This is a genomic window from Halococcus thailandensis JCM 13552 (assembly GCF_000336715.1).
In the GTDB taxonomy this organism is placed as follows: Archaea; Halobacteriota; Halobacteria; order Halobacteriales; family Halococcaceae; genus Halococcus; species Halococcus thailandensis.
In genome coordinates this window covers 1-18,200 of record NZ_AOMF01000186.1, presented here as the reverse complement: position 1 = coordinate 18,200, position 18,200 = coordinate 1, and the positions used below count along the sequence as shown (strand labels likewise).

At 52.4% G+C, this 18,200-nt stretch carries 16 protein-coding genes and 1 pseudogene; 11 read left to right on the top strand and 6 right to left on the bottom strand.

From position 1 onward, the window contains the following. Positions 1-31: 31 nt before the first annotated feature. A complete protein-coding gene (locus C451_RS19570; protein ID WP_049913267.1) occupies positions 32-1,369 on the bottom strand; it encodes an IS701 family transposase in 1,338 nt (445 codons plus the stop codon). Positions 1,370-1,509: 140 nt separating this feature from the next. Here C451_RS19570 and C451_RS23325 point away from each other — a divergent pair, with 140 nt between their 5' ends. Continuing rightward, positions 1,510-1,920, top strand: coding sequence for a hypothetical protein (locus tag C451_RS23325; protein ID WP_007743416.1), 411 nt, complete (start codon positions 1,510-1,512; stop codon positions 1,918-1,920). Between the two features lie 153 nt (positions 1,921-2,073). Here the strand turns inward: C451_RS23325 and C451_RS21240 are convergent, their stop codons facing one another. The 3 genes from C451_RS21240 to C451_RS19555 form a co-directional block, all read right to left on the bottom strand. Beyond that, the gene (locus C451_RS21240; protein ID WP_241431265.1) at positions 2,074-2,316 is read right to left on the bottom strand and encodes a helix-turn-helix domain-containing protein; all 243 of its coding nucleotides are present in this window, start codon (positions 2,314-2,316) and stop codon (positions 2,074-2,076) included. A gap of 798 nt (positions 2,317-3,114) precedes the next feature. Continuing rightward, a complete protein-coding gene (locus tag C451_RS22715; RefSeq protein WP_161605876.1) occupies positions 3,115-3,258 on the bottom strand; it encodes a hypothetical protein in 144 nt (47 codons plus the stop codon). An 876-nt stretch (positions 3,259-4,134) separates the two neighbouring features. Beyond that, positions 4,135-4,347, bottom strand: coding sequence for a hypothetical protein (locus C451_RS19555; protein WP_007743413.1), 213 nt, complete (start codon positions 4,345-4,347; stop codon positions 4,135-4,137). 919 nt (positions 4,348-5,266) lie between these two features. Between C451_RS19555 and C451_RS19540 the strand changes: the two genes are divergently transcribed. From C451_RS19540 to C451_RS19530, 3 genes and pseudogenes are all read left to right on the top strand, one after another. Further along, on the top strand, positions 5,267-5,545 hold the full coding sequence (locus C451_RS19540) for a hypothetical protein (RefSeq protein WP_007743411.1): 279 nt from the start codon (positions 5,267-5,269) through the stop codon (positions 5,543-5,545). Positions 5,546-5,851: 306 nt separating this feature from the next. Next, a pseudogene (locus C451_RS23890) lies at positions 5,852-6,975 on the top strand (ParA family protein). Continuing rightward, positions 6,972-7,457, top strand: coding sequence for a hypothetical protein (locus C451_RS19530; RefSeq protein ID WP_049913265.1), 486 nt, complete (start codon positions 6,972-6,974; stop codon positions 7,455-7,457). Before C451_RS23890 ends, C451_RS19530 begins: the two are co-directional and overlap by 4 nt. 13 nt (positions 7,458-7,470) lie before the next feature. Here C451_RS19530 and C451_RS19525 read toward each other — a convergent pair whose 3' ends face one another. Further along, the gene (locus C451_RS19525) at positions 7,471-8,340 is read right to left on the bottom strand and encodes an AAA family ATPase (protein ID WP_152420524.1); all 870 of its coding nucleotides are present in this window, start codon (positions 8,338-8,340) and stop codon (positions 7,471-7,473) included. Positions 8,341-8,402: 62 nt separating this feature from the next. Next, positions 8,403-9,038: a DUF3267 domain-containing protein gene (locus C451_RS19520; RefSeq protein ID WP_007743408.1), complete on the bottom strand. Its 636-nt coding sequence runs from the start codon at positions 9,036-9,038 to the stop codon at positions 8,403-8,405. A 137-nt stretch (positions 9,039-9,175) separates the two neighbouring features. Between C451_RS19520 and C451_RS22255 the strand changes: the two genes are divergently transcribed. From C451_RS22255 to C451_RS22230, 7 genes are all read left to right on the top strand, one after another. Further along, positions 9,176-10,786, top strand: coding sequence for a DUF7282 domain-containing protein (locus C451_RS22255; RefSeq protein ID WP_152420523.1), 1,611 nt, complete (start codon positions 9,176-9,178; stop codon positions 10,784-10,786). Between the two features lie 32 nt (positions 10,787-10,818). After that, entirely contained in the window at positions 10,819-11,634 is an 816-nt protein-coding gene (locus C451_RS22250) for a hypothetical protein (protein ID WP_152420522.1), read from the top strand. Positions 11,635-11,713: 79 nt separating this feature from the next. Beyond that, a complete protein-coding gene (locus C451_RS22245) occupies positions 11,714-12,619 on the top strand; it encodes a hypothetical protein (protein ID WP_152420521.1) in 906 nt (301 codons plus the stop codon). A gap of 24 nt (positions 12,620-12,643) precedes the next feature. After that, entirely contained in the window at positions 12,644-13,807 is a 1,164-nt protein-coding gene (locus tag C451_RS22240; protein ID WP_449271514.1) for a DUF7282 domain-containing protein, read from the top strand. Next, positions 13,804-15,612, top strand: coding sequence for a hypothetical protein (locus tag C451_RS19505; protein ID WP_007743405.1), 1,809 nt, complete (start codon positions 13,804-13,806; stop codon positions 15,610-15,612). The genes C451_RS22240 and C451_RS19505 overlap by 4 nt, the downstream gene beginning before the upstream one ends. 80 nt (positions 15,613-15,692) lie before the next feature. Next, positions 15,693-16,076, top strand: coding sequence for a hypothetical protein (locus C451_RS22235; RefSeq protein WP_152420519.1), 384 nt, complete (start codon positions 15,693-15,695; stop codon positions 16,074-16,076). Positions 16,077-16,150: 74 nt separating this feature from the next. Then, on the top strand, positions 16,151-18,112 hold the full coding sequence (locus tag C451_RS22230) for a hypothetical protein (RefSeq protein WP_152420518.1): 1,962 nt from the start codon (positions 16,151-16,153) through the stop codon (positions 18,110-18,112). The last annotated feature ends 88 nt before the right edge of the window (positions 18,113-18,200 follow it).

Genomic DNA, 18,200 nt, shown 5'->3' with positions numbered 1-18,200 from the left:
TGTCTAAGCTGAGAAAGGTTATGTACTCGTTTTATTGTGACATCGCTATCTGAACAATCTCGGTATAGAAATCGCACAGTTGATTGGATGGGATATATAATCTGTAATCTGTAATAAAGAAATTCGCAATAGAGGACCACGAGTAAAAATAGACACGTTCACGCACGGCCTCTCGTCGCTCCGCTCGCGGGAGCGACGAGTCGATCTCTTCGGTGATCTGGAATACTGTCTCTGCAGTAAGATCGGCTTGTGCGTGATTGAGCCGGACGCTGAGTCCGCCTCCATCTTCCCAAAAGCCGACGTCTGCTTGCTCATTGAGCGTTACCAGCGTCCATGCGAGAAACACGAGTTGGATGTAGCGTTCGATTCCCTGTTTTCCCCATAGCTCGTACTGTTTGAAGCCGAATTGCTTATTCGACTCCTCGTGGACCGTTTCGATATTCCAGCGATGCTCGACGAGTTCGAGGATCTCGGCCGCTGGCCGGCCGAGATCCGTACTGATGTAGTGGCGAGTCACATCGTCCGTCTTGCTCGTTACCGATTTCACCCGGCCAAGTCCTTCGATTTCCACGATTTCACTCGCCACGCTATACGTTTTCTTGCGCCCCCGCACAGTGATCGTGACGTCTTCGTACTCCAGCGTCGATGCGAAGTCATCGACGCGGAGGTCCCAGACGACACCCACTGGAGAGACGTGATAGCTTGATTTGTAGCGACAGACGACGTCATACCCTTGATTTGTGATTTGTTTGACCTTGTCGCCAGCGTAGTACGCCGAGTCGAACACGACAGTGAGAGCCGCTCCAGACGGAATCTGGAGCGGCGTCACGATCTTCTCAACCGCAATCTCGGTTTTCTTCTTGAACGGTTCGTCGAAATCCGACGCAAGCTCCTCTTTGATGTACATTCGCGCGAGATATGGAAAATATATCTCCCCAACTTGGAGACACGACGTGACGAATTTGTTCCCGAGCTCGGTTTCTCCTTTGACTGGATTGTACAACCGGGCGACGCCATCGGTGGCGTCGCCGGTTTTTGAGACGTGGGTATCGTCGATGTGGAGAAGAATCTCGTCACCAGCCCCGACGTCGAGTTGGTCGAAAATGTACGCAGCTTGGTGCTGAGCGAGATCAATGGCTGACCACACAGCGTCACCGAGAAAGTAGCGATAGGTGCGGCCGGATTTCGCGTCCGCATCGGGACGCGAAATCCCGCGGGCAAGTTCACTCACGGTGTGGCGAGATTCGGTCTTGATAACCGCACTCACGAACGCGACGAACGAGGTAACGTTGCGACGATCAGAGAAAACTGACTCGAACGACGCCAAGGCTCGTGCAACCCACGGAGGGAGTCGAGAGACACCGAGCATATTGCGAGAACATCAGAACCGCATCAAGAACCATTGTTCGATGCGACTATCTACTGCTCGCTGACCCGTCAGCGAGCGTAGGAAAGAGTTGCCAAGTCGAGAACGGCCTGGAAGATGTCGATCCACTTGCAGGGATGGCTATGCAGATCATCAAGGATGATCCGGAAACCGCCTACGAAGAAGCAACACACCGATTTGGTATCGCAGAAACCCTCCCGCCAGCTGACGAACCGACTCGAAGTGACGCCGAACGCCTACGGTTTTACACGAAAAACCAAGACAACCGCGAGCGATTCGCCGACGAGATTGACGAACTCAAGGACGAAACCACTGAGTTGGCGCGTATCTATCACGCCCAACTCGGAAAGGCGAACGCCAGACGACTGGGCCGACAATTCCGTGACCTCAGACTCGAAGAAGCCTATGTGGCCATCTACGATGGGCAGGTCGTCGCAACGGCACCGACCGAAGACCAACTCGAAGAGACCCTCTCAGTGATCATGCCCAACGGAAAACAAGACCATCCCTACGTCTATCACTATGATCCCTGAATCGAACTATCTCTCGACAGCGAGCCAGCGTCCTTTGTGCTACCCTCTCTTCCATCTCTCACGGTCAATTGTCAGTTGAGGTGATCAATATCAAATCGGTCTCATAGGCTTAAAATCGGGGCGGAGAACGGTCAAATTCGAGCGACTATCTGGCTACTCAGTCGCCATTAGCCAAACCAGTGTAGGACCAATTTCTCGTCGTTCAACTACCCCATTATCTTCTAATTCCTTCATTCTTCTCCGAGCAGTTTCGGGAGAGCAACCTACCTCAGCTGTTACTTCTGGTGTGGTGGCTTCACCACCACTAGATTCCACCGCTTGAACAAAATCGTCTAATGGATATTTCCGCCAGTTACCCCCGGTGTCATCAGTCATATAGCCCTCTATTTTGCTCATATTGTCGTGGAAGGTCCTATGGGTGATGGATTTTTCGGTGGATGAGGGGGAACCCCCAACTATTAAGACCTCACCCCTCTTCACAAGGATACACCAAGCTAGGGAACATGAAATAAGCGTCGGCGGGGGATCACCAGTCCCCCGACGAAGGAGGCACGACAAACCCAAAATCTCGTGTTTCCTTTTTCCGGCCTAGGGTAATAAGGCTTGCTCTCGGGAAGAGCGGTAGCTTTGTCATACTGGGACAAGAAACCGGGGAGCTGTATTATCGTAGGTACGGCGAGTCTCCGGCCGCCAGCGCTGAAACACCGGGGCTCGACTATGAGCCAACAACCATTCGAATACACCGATAGCAGTGCGTCTGCACAACCTCCAGAAGACGAAGCGGGCATCACATCCCGATCGTCCGAGAGCAGTGGGCAACTCATTCTCACTCGGCAGCCACCTCTTTCGCCAACCGCATCCGTTACACTCGATGCTCCGGTTAGCGAAATATGGGAATATATCGCCGCAAGCACCGAGTTCCAGCAGGCATTCGAAACGGCAGTGAGTGAACTCGTCGGCGATCTACGCGCGGGCGCGCGTGCGATCACACTAGAGAGGTGTGGTGTGACCGCTCTCGAAGGATTGTATGCGAGCGCCATTGTATCGCTCGCTGATGAAAACCCGATCCATGACCAATGGCAAGAGCAAGCGCAACAGCTCACACGTGAATTCGGGAATGCCGAGCGATCGGTCGTCGGCCTCCACGCACCTATTGAGGAAATTGTCGACGGGCCACTCGCCGTCTTTCGTGCCTCAACGGTGACACCCACGGTTGCCGTCCGAATCGACGACAGGGTTGATGAACTCCGGGCCGACCAGCGAACTGCTGTCATCAATCTGCTCGCCGATCTCGCCAGTGCCGTTGACCTCCGTGTAGTTGCGACGGGGCGCTGGCAACGGAAGCTCGCACAGGAATATCGTGAGCAACTCCCCAGCGTTAGCGAGCAGTGCAGTGCAGGCCCCTCAGCAGGAGCCATCGCCGAGCACGTCGAGCGGGCATGCGACACACTTGATCCCGATGGTCGAAAGGTCCGTATCCTCCGCCAACTTGCCGAGCAGACCGCGGAGACGCTTTCGTACAACGAGCTATACGCGCTCCACCAGACAACCGAAGGAGCCGTCCGCCAGTGTCTTACGACCAGTGATCAGTCGCTCGCTGATCTCGGACTCGTTGAAACCTTCTCACGAGTTTCCAAGAGCGGCAACGCGGTCGAACTGCTCGCCGCCGGCCGCGAACTCCTCGACACACTTGACAGAGAAATCGGCAGACAGCAGCGCCTCGAAGCCGTCGTTAGCGAGACCGGAAATCCGTCAGACGATAGCCGTGTAACCCCGCCCGCACGCGAGGGCTGCCACAGGCCCGGTCCGGCCGCGGAGGCGGAGGGCGATGCGGAGCGGGGCGGTTGCGGTGCTGATAGCGGTGGTGCGGGGGTGGCTGACGATCACGACTTCGACCGGTATCGCCTTCCACACTATCATCAGGTACGGTCAGCAGCACGCTATCGCNGCGGTGGTGCGGGGGTGGCTGACGATCACGACTTCGACCGGTATCGCCTTCCACACTATCATCAGGTACGGTCAGCAGCACGCTATCGCTACGCAGCAGCCGCTGGAAGCGCTACTGATGGTGGTATCGAGCTTGTCGACCATCCTATCCCGGAGAAAGACGATCGAGGCGAACCACACTGGTACTACGACCACGAAGACGACCGCCTCCTTGTCGGTGCTGAATACGATAACCCCATGAAGGGGTGGGTGTGCATTGCGTTGGCGTTAGCTGACCCGCGGACGTTCCGCCACGTCCTCACTCCAGAACGCTTCGAGGCGGACAAACTCGGTGATATGCTCGCCGATCACACCGATCTCCTTCGAAACTCGCGATGTCTCGGCTATCTCGCCGATCGGAACGCGACCGCCGAAGATTACACCGATGCGCTGCTCGAAGCTGCCGACGACCTTCGCGAGCTCACCAAGGACTGGTATCACGGTAATTTCGAGAATGCCGATCGATTCCGGGCAACTATCCTCCGCGAANGCTCGAAGCTGCCGACGACCTTCGCGAGCTCACCAAGGACTGGTATCACGGTAATTTCGAGAATGCCGATCGATTCCGGGCAACTATCCTCCGCGAATCCCACGGTCTCGCCGGGACGATGGTCCATCTGCTGGACCTCGCCGATGTCGATCTGGTTCGAGAATTCCGCCTCCCGAACTTTACGCGCGATTACGATGAGTCCGATCGCCACGATCTCGCCGAAACCATCGCTGTCGGAGCAGCCATCCAGAGTCGCTACCGGGAATTTGCGGCGTATCGCCAGCTGTTCGAAGACCGAGAAAACAAACGTACGTTCCCACCGACGGTGGACGCCGACGATCCGTTCGGCGANAGTGAACTCGCGGACAGGGCCGACGTCTCAGCGCGTTCGGTTCGCAACCACACGGACCGTCTCGCAGCGTTCGATTTCATCCGCGAAACCGACGCTGGATGGCGCTTCATACTTCCACTTCGCGGCGACGGCGAGCATGACGAACGGGGCGACGACATCCTCCCGTGGTTCGTGGCAACGTCGGGTGAGGACGACGATCAAGAGCAGGATTCGTTTGTTCGAGACGTGCTCGCCGAGGTCGTCCACGACCTGCTTCCGCCGGATCGATATGCGGACCCAGACGATCCAGTAGCTGGAGCGCTGTTCGCCGAGCCGGGGGAGCGGATATCGGCACTCCGTGAAGCATGGGAGTGGCTTGACCCGTGGCTTTCGGTAGTCCAGATGCTCTGCGATAGTCCCACTACGGACTGCATCCACGCCGGTAGTGAAAGCGATCTGAATTCCAGTGCAGCAGTTGCGACGATTGGCATCGAACCCGACCAAGCGAGTCTCGCAGCGGCTGCTGGGGGTGATGGGTAATGTCCGTTGAGACTACCGATACTACTGATACTGCGGACAGCGCTGGCGAACAGGCCGAAGACGAACTTGTCGCGATTCTCTGTGGCTTGGACGAGAGCGCCGAACCCTGGAAACTTCGACCACCCGAGAATGGGGACGATCCAGCGAAACTACTTGTTGGGGCGCGACCGGATTTCGTGCGCGACCGTTTGGAAGACGCAGGCTACGAGATGCGTGACCTCGAGTTGCCGGTCAGCGCGCGAGGCTGGCTTGCTGCGTGGGAAATATCGTCTGGATAGCGCCTTCCACACACTGATGAGCCCGTTCATTTCACACCTTATGTAACGTCTGCCAATCTCATTTAGCATTGGTTGTTACATAAGGATTCAAATAAAGTCAGCGCACGCAGATTGTAGATATCGAATGCCGGCCATGACTGGGCAATCGGATGGACTGATCGACATTCACAGAGCCATTACAGACAGTAATTACAGACAATAACTACATACAGAGATCACAGATAGATGTAACAGACACCAGTTCGGAGTTTCTGCCTGAATTGTCTGACACAGATTTATACTACGGAAGACCAGACCTCAGTATGCATGATAACAGCTGTAATCTACTCCGAGTCCGGTGGGACATACAAGACGACGATGACGGCCAATATCGCCGNCTCTCGTACTGGATCTTGATCCGCAAGAGGGTAATCTGACCAGTCTCTTCGATGTCGGCAAGCACCGAAGCGACCCAGATGCAGACAATCTGGTCAAACATATCCTTGACATGCCAGACGGCGACTTTCAGGATCTGATCGAATCAACCGCTGAAGGCGTGGATATCATTCCGGGTCACGACATGCTCAGCGATTTCACCTCAAATCTGGAGCAAAAGATCGCCTACGAAACAGGGATGCAGAACATGAATCGCGAGGAGTATCCACGCTTTGAACTCTTGTATGACCTGCTCTGGGACACGCACCAACTGAACGAAGAATACGACGCCATCCTCATCGATCCGAATGCACGAGCAGAAGACTTACTTTATAACGCGATTTTTGCGCTCCGGACGCTTATCGCCCCCGTCAAACCAGCTGGGAAAGGAAATCTCAGCCTCGAAGGTCTCGAGGAGCTCGTCGGCAATATGGGAACCCAGCTGGANCTTATCGCCCCCGTCAAACCAGCTGGGAAAGGAAATCTCAGCCTCGAAGGTCTCGAGGAGCTCGTCGGCAATATGGGAACCCAGCTGGAGATTGAAATCGGTCTATCCTGCGTTATTCCGGCTGGCGTTGGTCAAACCAATGCTCATCAACAATATCAGCAACAGTTTGAGAATACGGAAGCGTTTGCGACGCCAGTGACCATCGGGAACNCAACAATATCAGCAACAGTTTGAGAATACGGAAGCGTTTGCGACGCCAGTGACCATCGGGAACCGGGAAAGCCTCATGGACGCTATGTGGGAGGCGAGAGGCTCAGCATTCAGAGTGATCGAAGAGCGCTGGAAAACGTTCGAAAGAGACGGCGAGATGGTGAGTGAACCCGGCCAACGGCGGATACGTGACCGAGAGATTGAGACTCTACGGAAACTGTATGGACTCGCACGATTCATCGCAACCAACACCTTCGGAACTGATATCGACCCAGTGTTAGAACTCGATATCCGTGATCACGGAAACCGGGTCATTGATCTCCACACTGACGACAAAACGGAGGCACGGACCGTATGAGCAATTTCAAATCCGGTTCCGGAGATCTCAATTTCGGTGATGGTGACGAAACTGATGAAACCGACACAGAGACAACAGAGGGTCAGATACCAGAAGAGAACGTTTCCGAATCACCTGTGACGGAAGAGTCCACACCAAATCTGCCGGACAACACATCATCTGATAGTGGAGCCTCATCCGGGCAATCGGTATCGGGGCAAGTTTCGGCCGGACGTTCAACAACTACTACACCAGCGGAGAGATATCCATATTTCGTTCGGCGGAATAATGTTGGAGACGAACGCGACAACCGTCTGGAGGTGTATGTACGAGATAAAGTCGCCAACCAAGAGGGCGATTTTCGGAGCGTGCTTGCTGATCACCTCGAAGCCAGCGAAATCACGAAGACAGACGCACGAGAGTTTGCCCTTCTTACAGCATTTCATCATCCCGAGCGCGTTGCTGAATTGATGGAGGATGAAGGGTTCAATGCCCTCGACTGAAATTCGAAGTTAATCAATCCGAAGACTTGCTGTAGTCGATTTTCTTGGCGTCGCCCGTGGCAATGAGAGTGGTGTTCGCTCGGTGATATCGGTCTGCAGCACGGTCGATGAGTTCATCAAACGCGCTGATCATCAACGCTGGCACTCCTTCACTCCGGTCATACACTTCGTCGAGAGCAGTTTCAGTAATCGGATCGAACGGCACTTCCTGGTAATCGTCGTGCTCGTAGTCTGTGGCGCTAGCAACCCGGCGTTGGTAGAGTTCGTATCCTTCATCACGCGAGAGCGGATCAAGCCTGAGCTGGCAGCTCACGTCTCGCTGGACCGTCTGGCCGACGCTTCCAACCTGCCCAATAGTTTCCCAGCTTGAAACGGTGGCTGTCAAGATGATCCGGATATTTGGGAGATCGGTAAGATCATGGACCGCGTACAGTGTTTCCTCGGTAGCGAGATTGAGGTCATGAACACCAAGCAAGACAGGCGTGTCCCTGTTTTCGAGCTCATCATGCAGGTTCTGGTTAGTTTGCTGTGTGTTCTTGTCAACTTCAACGTCGAGTTTATCAGCGAGAGTAGCAACAAGCCCGTGTACTGTCGTGCCTTGATCGTTAATCTTCAAGGGCGTGAATTCATCGCTAAGAGACTCTAAGAGTATCTCCAGTAGCGTTGTCTTTCCAACGCCAGCCGTTGGCGAATGAAGTAGAACAGGCCCGTTGTTGTTTTGGATTTGAGTAGTTATATCCGAGACACTTTCAGCGTTTGTGAGTACATATTCGTCGGCAGTCGCGACACGATTGAACGGGTTCGTTGACCAATCGATCGCAGTAAGATACGACTCTTGGCTCTCACTAGTATTGTTCTCAGTAGACTCGGAAGCAGTCGGCATACACGGGTTAGCTTTGGGGCGAGTCATAAACCCTCGGAGAGGTATCACTACAGCAAACAGGATCATTCAGCAGTGGGTTCGTAGAGCAGCAGTCGTCCGTCGACATAGTAGGTAAGAGTTCCAGACGGGAAGCTGCGGAGACGAAGAGCGGCGGACAGATCACTACCACTTCCAGCCGCATTCATGATGAGGACAACCAGCGCGATGAGTGACAGCCACTGTGGTCCAATTACCAGCAGGACAAGCCCCAGGATCGTGAGAATCACCAGTGGAGCGAGCGTCACGAGTGCATCCTCACGTCGCGAGAGGAATTCCCCTGTGATCTCAGTGTGTGCCTCGATCCGTCGGATGTTGACTGATATCGACGTCGTACAGCCACACGCGCGCGCGACTAATGCATGTACAACTTCATGGAACACAATGGTGCCAGCTACGCCTGCAATCATCACTCCATACGCAAGATTGTCCAGAGTGAAGGCGTCTTCAAAGGCGGTTACAACAACATCTACGCCTTGAATCCCAATCGCAAGCGGAATAAACACTCCAATTGAGAGGATGAACATCCCGATCTCACCAAGAGCAAGATTGAACCAGGAAGGTGCAGCCACATACTCAAACGGGTCGTCATAGCCCGATGGTGAGGCGGGAACATCGGGATGGTCGGATGTCAGTGGGTCTTCAAGCGTGTCATCGACCATTACCTAACCTCTGGCAGCAACCGGCATATCGTTTTTGCTGGCTTCCGCCTTTCCCTGGTCATCATCGGTCGAAAGACTCAGGAGTCAATATTATATATGAGGTCACTCTCATGCATAAATACGAAGACCTCCATCAAATGGTGAAGGAGCTCACTGATCCTATGACACGCTCTCTCCAATTTCCGTCGCCCAAAACCACAGTAGAGGTGCTTGCAGCTCTGGTTTTCATTCTCGCTTTTGCAGCTGGGGTTATGACTGCCCCAGTTGCTGCAGACGGACCCTCGATACTTGAGCAGCGTTCGGGCAATCAGACCCAACCAACGAATGCGTCGGTGACAATCGACAAAAACGAAACTACCCAGAAACAGGTGGTTCTGACTTCGGTAACGCTCCCGAACTCTGGATACATTGTCGCCCACGGTAGCAGTTTCAACTCGTCAGAACCTACTAACGAATCGATTATTGGCCGGACACAATATGTTAGAGGAGGTACTTTCGAAGACGTCGTCGTTACACTCAATCAATCAATCGCGAACAACTCATCGGTAGTAGTCACGCTCCACAACGAGACAAATGGGAACCAAGCCTTTGACTACATAGATCAGACTGGTCCTGATGCTGCATATCAAAATCAAAGCGGTAGTCCAGTAACGGACCGGGTTTCAGCAAGTTCGATAGGCACTAACAACTCAGCCGAAGGAAACCAATCAGTAAGTCCTCAGCCGCTCCCGAAACAAATCACTCTCAGTGGAGGGTACAATGCTGAAAATCAGAGCAATACCTATTCAATCGGTGTTAGTGGAGAAATCATAGGTGAAAATGCCAGTAACAACAGCACAGCTACAAATAAAAGTCAAGTAACAGGTTCTGTCCCATACCAAGGGTCAAGGATTTTCTATTACTCTGGGCGAATAACTCAATTCAACACGAGCGGAGATATGGCCGCATCTATAGGTGGTCAAGAAGTCAGCACGGAGCCACTTGGGAAGAATTGGATTACTCTCTCCAGGAAGAATAACACAGCATCGACTGCAGCCACACAATATCAGTTTAGCGTTGATGGGACGATCATCCCTGACGCGAATGCAGCAAACGACACTTGGTCCGACGAGACGACAGTCAAAGGGCTGCTCAGCCAGAATGATTCCTCTGACACGTACTATTACTCTGGAGGCGTCATTCAGTCAAGCATCAACCGAAGTGCTCGTGTGACAATCAACGGGAAACAAGTACAGGTGCAGCCCGGGAATAACACCGGTAGCAATAATTCCTCCAATACCAAACATAAAAATCCCAAAGCGGGATTCACGCTGTCGAATATCACTCTTAGTAAGAAACGGATCGAAACAGGACAAGAGCTCGCGGTCAACGTTACGATAACGAACATCAAAAACGGCCGGCTGAAAACGACAATCGGGCTCGCAACCCAAGGGACGGTCACTGATTCCAAGGAAATCACGCTTTTCGCTAACGGATCACAGCGCGTGACATTTAGACGCGAATACGAATCGCCTGGACACTATGCAGTGAAGATCGGCGTTCTGAACAGCTCCAGCTACGTGGTTGCTGAGAGTGAAGTAACGAAGTCCGTCGACGTGGTGCAGAAAGGGCAACTAACTCCTACCCCGACATCGACACCGAACTCTTCGGCTCAACAGAGCTCCTCCGGGTTTGGACCAGGATTCGGCGTAGTTGGTGGCATGGTCGCTGTTGTAATCGTCATTGGATTAGTCCTTCTACGCCGATGAATCGTGTTATCAAATTTGGTGTATATTTTCTAGTGGGTCTCGCTCTGTTTTCTGTTTTCACCACAGTACTCAGTGGTGGAGGGGGTGGTGGAGAAACACTGAATGGTCTCAACTCTAGTACAGCCCCAGCGGCGACTCCTACCACGACTCCAGAGAAGGGTGACGAATACTACACACAAGAAATCACAGACCAGCTCAATAATTCGAATATTACTGTATTATCTGTTGAGGTTAAAAATAATGTGACGACTGTTCGATATGTACCAAAACGACCAAATGAATCTGCGATTGTCGAGGAGATCGGATCAATATCTGTCCGGTATTCAGGCCTCATCCGTGATGGATGGAACGTTAGCAAGTTAGAAGCTGAAGTCATCCCCCCACGTGGGCAAACAGCGGGAACTCCCTCAAATTCAACAAACAGTTCGTCGCAATCGGCTTCTTCCCCAGACAAAAATTCGACAAATCAATCCAGGACGAACAAGACAGCGGAGACAAATGGATCGGGCAACAGCGCCTCAAATGAATCTCGAGAACCAGTTGCCACATGGCACGTGAAAACCAAGTGGGTGGCGGATATGGGTGGGGAGAATCGGTCACAGAAGTACCTCCAGAAAATCCTTGATTCAATTGAACTAGAAGGTTCTGGGTCTGTATCAAGAGTGGATAGACGAGGCGGGGACGCACAAGATCCAGCAAGTGATGCAAGTCAGCGTGGGAGAGCACCAGATTACCCGCAAGACGAAAAGGGGAGTAGCAGCCAGTGTAAGACTACCGATAACGGGAGTAGTCAGTGTGCGTCATCAGATGGGAATGGATCAACGATGGTTTTCGGTAGCAATTCTTAAGTTGAGTGTTGTTATTGATTGCGAGTAGGTCTATCTTTCCACAGGAGACTTTAAATATGATGGCAGGATGGCTATGATTATGGGATCGGATTCTCGGCGTGGTTTTCTCTATCGTACCGTCCAAGTTGGGAGTGGGGCTGGATTGGGTGTAGTAGCTGGTTGTCTAGGCGGTAGTAGTGGGAGCAAGAAGTCAAAACCAATCAAAAGCGTCTCTTTCGCAGGTACAGAGGTGCGTTTTGAACTCACTGAAAATGCTGTCGGAAAAACTATCAAACTAATTCGGAAGGGTAGCGAGGAATCGATAGGGGATCGCAAAATTAGCGGTGAGAAGACGTCGATTGATTTCTCGTTAGTCAAGAGTACAAGCAAGGGGACTGATCCCATTTCTTCAGGTGAATATCTGATTCGAGTGGTGAAGGACACGGAAGTGGTGTATGAGCGTTCGATCACCCTCAACCCGAATATCATATTGACCGATTCAGGTATTTTCGATAAATCAAACGGCTCTGGGAAATATCTGGGTTTTAAACTCAAGAATAGTGGTAGACTACCAGCACGCATCTCATATCTTGGGATTCCTTCAGGTGTGCCTCGACCGAGCAAACCACCATCGGCATCATCCACAAAAGGGAGCGATTTCGGCCGGATTGACTCAACCTCCACAAATCGCCAAAAGATCATCCAAATTGGAAAATCAGGAACGTTTGGCCTCGGATTCAACCCCTTTATCATGGAATCTGAAAATCAAATGTTCAATCACACGGTCGGTAACTCTTCATATGAATCACGGAGATGTGACGAGAAGCAACGGAAAGCGACACTCGTTATCGGGACTTCACAGGGAGAAACATTAAGAAAACCCTTCAAATATGCCCTGTCCGATGATATGAAATCCATATCAGGGCTAACGGGGCACTACTATCAATGCGGAAGTTTCTCTGTCACACTCCCACAGAACCAATCGAAAGAGAACAAATCTGGTTGATATCCGAACCTGTTATTCGTCATTATGAATATGACATCAAACGATGGCAAATGGCGTCGAACGATCTGGATTTTCACGTGTCTCTGTATATGCCTCTTAGCGGTTGGGGTTCTCTCAGCTACTGTTTTTATTGGGCTATCCTCCACAGAGGCAACTGCTCAGAGCCAATCTAACCAGTCTATTGTTTTTGAAAACCAAACTACTAATGGATCACAAGTTACCGTTCGATCTGTGACGCTTCCCAGTAGTGGGTTCATTGTCCTCGATAGCTCGGGACCGGGAGAAGAGGGTGTCCTCGAAGAGAGTGCGATTGCTGTCTCACAGCGGCTTCCAGCTGGGACCCACCGGAACGTCACCATTTCTGTAAACCGCAGCCCGCCTGGTGGTGTTGTGAATCAGACGACGCTCAACAATACCGGAACCTACGAGGCACTGCTGTATCACGACAGTAACAACAACAGTCGCTTCGAATTCATCACATCGGGGAGGAGCACAGATAGACCGTTCATCGTTGGGACAGGCTCGAATGCTCATCTTGCCTCGGATGGCGCTAGAATCATCGTTGAAGGGTCGCGTGGTGATCCAAATGCAACTCCCACACCGACCGCAAGTATCCAGTTCACCGATCAGCACACGACTGGATCGACAGTCACTATCCGGTCAGTGACGCTTCCACAGGGGGGATTCATCGCCGTTCACAATCAGAGCTACCTATATGGTGGCGACCCCACTCAGACCGCTATCGGCATTTCACGGTATCTCCCGGCTGGGACGCACCAAAACGTCTCAGTAACGCTCGTGAACGGGTCCATCCAGCAGAGCCAGACCCTCGTGGCAATCCCATCACAGGATACGGACAACAACCAGACTTACGATTACGTGCGGAGCGACGGGTTTCGAGATGTTCCGTACACAGACAACAATGGCGCTGTCACCGACCGGGCAGCCGTGACAGTTGCCAGTAGTACGACACCGACAGTTGATCTATCATCACCGATCACGCCAGCAACGACTACCGATACGCCCCAGCCGGCGGCGGGGACCGATACAGTCCGTTCGTCGACGGGTGATGCAGGAGGATCCGAGAAGAGTGCAACGCAATGGCTCACCGGAAACTGGATCATCATCCTCGTCGCTATCATCGTGATCGTCGTAGTGGGCAGCTATCTACTCGTTCGTCAAGCATGAGCAAGGGGGTGGAAGTCTCGCGCCGGACGTTCATGGCTGGTGCGGCCACGACTGCCTTCGCTGCTGGGTTCAGCGATTCGATTCTGGGTGCGCCAATGAACGAACAGGTGAACGGTGCGGGCCAGTCGCAGGGAGATCGTTTCGGTCGACCGGGATACCCGTCTCGAAAAGCCGAACGCGCGTGGGCTGAAGAAGAGTACGACCACTACCAGCGGATGCATAACCCCGACATCTTTGCTCAGCAGGGATCGCCCACGTCGCCGACGTTTTCGCAGACGAAAAACGCGGTCAAAGATTACGGCGCGGATCCGAAAGGCAACCGCCCCGTCTCCGAGGACATTCCATCGACCATCCCAGATAGCACAGTGATTGTCTTTCCGCCCGGAACGTATCTCATCTCGGGGACGTGGACAATCAACGCCAAAGGAGTCGGCGGCATCGTCGGTGCAGGGTACAAGAAGGCATCCGGCCCACCAAAGCCCGGAAAGCAGGCCGCAACGTTCGTTGCAGCCGGAAACAGCCGGACACAAATTCAATTCATCGCACAGACTGGACTCTTTGCGAATGTGGTGCTGGACCAAACTCGAGAGAACAACAGCATGGGGATGGTTCTGGAAACCGACGGTTTCAACCAAATTCGTGACGTTCGCTACATCGGAACGCAGGACAACACTGGGGCGGGGGTGGCCGATTCACTCGAAATCCCGCTGTGTGCGCTCAGGGCCACACAAGAACAAGCGAACGTGCGCGCCGAGCGAGTCGTCGGGCAGTATGTCGGATTACCAAGTGACAAAGAAAGTGGTGGAGCGCCGTTTTTCTGGGTCGGGAGTTCGCACAAGGGAATCGCGCAGATAGGCCACTGTGTGGTTCGTGGTGCGGCAGATAATGGACTCTACGGCGGACGCACGCCCGGTGATGTACAGGTCAAAGGGGGTAAATTCATCAACAATGCTGTCTCACAGCTTCGGTATTCCGGGCGGGGGAGTTGGGCAGATGGTGTGACGCTTGTCGTGGACGCGAAAAATTACAAGGGGCCGGTCGCCAGCCAAGGATATAACGAGAAGTTCGGTACTCATGGAATCAAAATCGAGCGGGGGAACGAAGCCCCGAGCAAACCAAGCGGTGCAGTGCTCAGGAATGCCGATATAAAGCTGTTGAGCGAAGGTAGTCAGGGCGTTGGCGCAGGGATACGGGTGCGGGGGAGTAGCGGAGCGTTGAAAGTCGAGAATTCCCGTATCGTCAATAACCTTGATTGCCCATCTGTGATTGCTGAAGAGCCTGGCGGGGGGTATTCCGGCGCAACAGCACCAGCGCCTCACAACCTCGCGATCACCGATTCATTGTTTACCGGATCGAACGGGGAGATAAAAGTCACCGGTCGTGAGAACTCACTCATCAGAAATACTTGTATCAAAGCTCCTGGAGCGAGTTCTAGTAGCATTGGCGGGATGCGAATTGGCAATAATGTTAGTTTTGGAAAACAATGTGCAGGAGGTCTCAGAGCGCCAGATAAAGTTGGTAGTGCTGGGAACCTGAGCACGGTGCCGATTCCAAATGGGACTTTTGGTGGTGGTCCCGGAGGTGGACCATACTATGACATCTTTTCATCGCTCAAGGAACGAGATGTCTCCAATAACAAGGATGGGGGTCTTCTCGGGAATTTCTTAAATGGCATCAAAAAAGCAGTTGGAGGCCTGTTCATGGTCATTATCGGTGGAATATTGATAATTCTTATCGCTTGTGCTCTTATATTTTCTATCTACGCTATATTTCTTTACTTAATTTACAAAATTTTCCTCACTTAATACTTAGATGTGAAATTCTCGTACATGGTCTAACCCGCCACCAACACTATATAGGATGGGGGAGCAAAATAAGCTAAATCATGCAACTGGTTGATTCCGGCAAGCGTCGACTCGTGGCAATCGTATTCGGCATCGCATCGGGTGTGGCAGCACTATCAAGCCCAGTCAGTGCACAGAGTGCGGGATCTGATCTCTGTGGAACGCCAATCGAGTCCGCGCTTAACGAATTCGGGCCGATTATCATTAGCGCACTTATCATTATTGGTGCATTTGTGGCGATGATTGCCCATGGAATGTCTGGTCTCCATAAAGACCCTGACACGGTTCGATTTTATCGAAAGTGGCGTAACCGGGCCGGCTTAACTGCCGTGACAACTCCCGTTGTTGGGTATTTCATTGAAGTCGCGCTTGGAATCGTCGGTGTTGGGTTAGCCGGCTGTATCGAGATTGTTCCGTTCCTCTGAATCTGGGATCGCGTCGTGATTAACGTGCCGAGCAAGAGCAATAATCATCGATGAATCATTGCCGAAGTCTCATAGTGGTCGTGGTTATCAGCTTGGTAGCCGGTGGGATGGTAGGCGCTATTGGGCCTGCCACAGCACAGGCGCAATCTGGTAATGGGACCGAAAACGCAACTGAGGGTGGTGCTGATGATACAGCATTTGACGACCCTTCTACGATAGGCAACAATACCTCAGCTAAGGATCCAGCATTAGTTGGGAACAATACATCGATCAACGATTCTTCTTCATTTGTTAACACTAATGTCACCTACAAAGCTCCAGCGAACGTAACCGGAAACGGGAGTGGGAACAACACTTTGAATGCGAGTGCACCTCCTGGAGCAAATAACTCGTCAGCGGGCGCTACATATTCGTGTGGCGGGGATCTCCTTGGGTCTTTGATGTCGGGTGATCTCAATATGACCTGTCGGCTGAAGAAATGGATCTTTGGAACACTGTTTGGCGGTTTTATGGGTTTCATTCAGGGGATTTGGAATACTATCGTTGAGGGAATTTTCCACACGCCAGCTCCAATGGTAGACGGTGACCCTGCCATTTTCGCTGAGCCGACAAATACTCCCTGGAAAACGCTTTGGAATGTTTCTATGTTTACAATGATTCCGGCTGGACTAATCATTTGGGCGTTTATATTCCTATGTTCGTTGGGGATCACATCTCTGCTTCCACTTGGTCCTCAAGGTGAATACAAAAAACGCCAGATGAATAATAAAGCCGTGTTAGCGTTCTTTGGTATTATTGGATCGTGGGGGATTGGGTCAACCTTCCTCTGGTTAACGAAAGGGGCTACTGCGGCAATCATGCCTGCAGGGAGCCAAATTGCATCCGATGGTTCGATGATGCTGGCAAATAATCAGGGAGCTATCATTCTGGTTGCCGTTGCATATCTAACTGGAGGGACTCTTGTGGCGTACTTTGCCCTCCTCATAATATTCAGATTCTTTATGGCAGGCATATTCATGATTGCTCTTCCCGTACTAATACCATTAGTGATGGTTGATGTTGGCCCCCTCGAATACGTCTCTAGTTCGATTGAGCGGTTTGTAGATGTCACGATAATGTTCATAATAATGGTCATCCCTATGGGGCTTGTACTTCAGGGGGGATACGCTATCATCAACGGACTGAATCAAGGCTCGGGTGCGAAGGCTGCAACTGTTAGTACAATTCTTACGACATCTGGTATGAATGGGGTTTTGGTTTTCGTTCTCTGGATACTCACAGGACTTGTTCCATTGTTCATGTATCGCCAGTTAGGACAGGTTAAAGGGATTGCATCGGGTGCGATGGCAGCAGGTCGACGGGCGAGTGATCGTTTGAAGGAACTGAGCTCTGACCCCTCTGATGTTGATAATGGGCCTGATTATGGTCCTGGTTCGATGCGGCCAGACGATATACTCGAAGGCAGTGATATCCAACGTTCGTCAGATACGGGCGAATTCGGCGGAGCTCTCGGTAATGGGAAAGCAGGCACAGAACTCGGGCAATCAGAACCAGCAGGAATGCTTGGACGTGGATCAGGGACACTAGGTGATCCGCGTGACCCGAACGCTTCGTCAACCCCGAATCGACTTGATGAGGGTCACCCCGCGGCGAGTGCACTTGCAGGTGGGGATGGGGGACAGCAGCCGGGCAGTGGTGGTCGCTGGTCGCAGTTCACTGATCGCGTCGGAAACGTTGGTGGTTGGGCAGGTGACGCAAGGAGCAACCTCAATGACCGGATCAACAACGCGCGAGAGATGGGGGACACAGTTCGAGACAATGGAGGAGGTTTCGTTGCAGGAGCTGCCGGAGCAACTGCTGGCTTCTTCGGTGGGGCTTCTGAGGAAAGTTCAGGTAGTGCAGATCAGAATACGACACGATCGGATGTGGGAAGTCGGACCACATCTGCCTCAAATGATACTGCTAGTGAAACTACCAACCAAAACACACGCAGAAATGTTGACAGACAGCCAAATAATAGTGGAGGGAGCTATTGAGCCCGTCTAAGAATTCCGCCGCACCAGTCCCCTGACGACAGCTGAAGATGCTGCTGCACGATTCGACAGACCGATTCATCCGCCGACA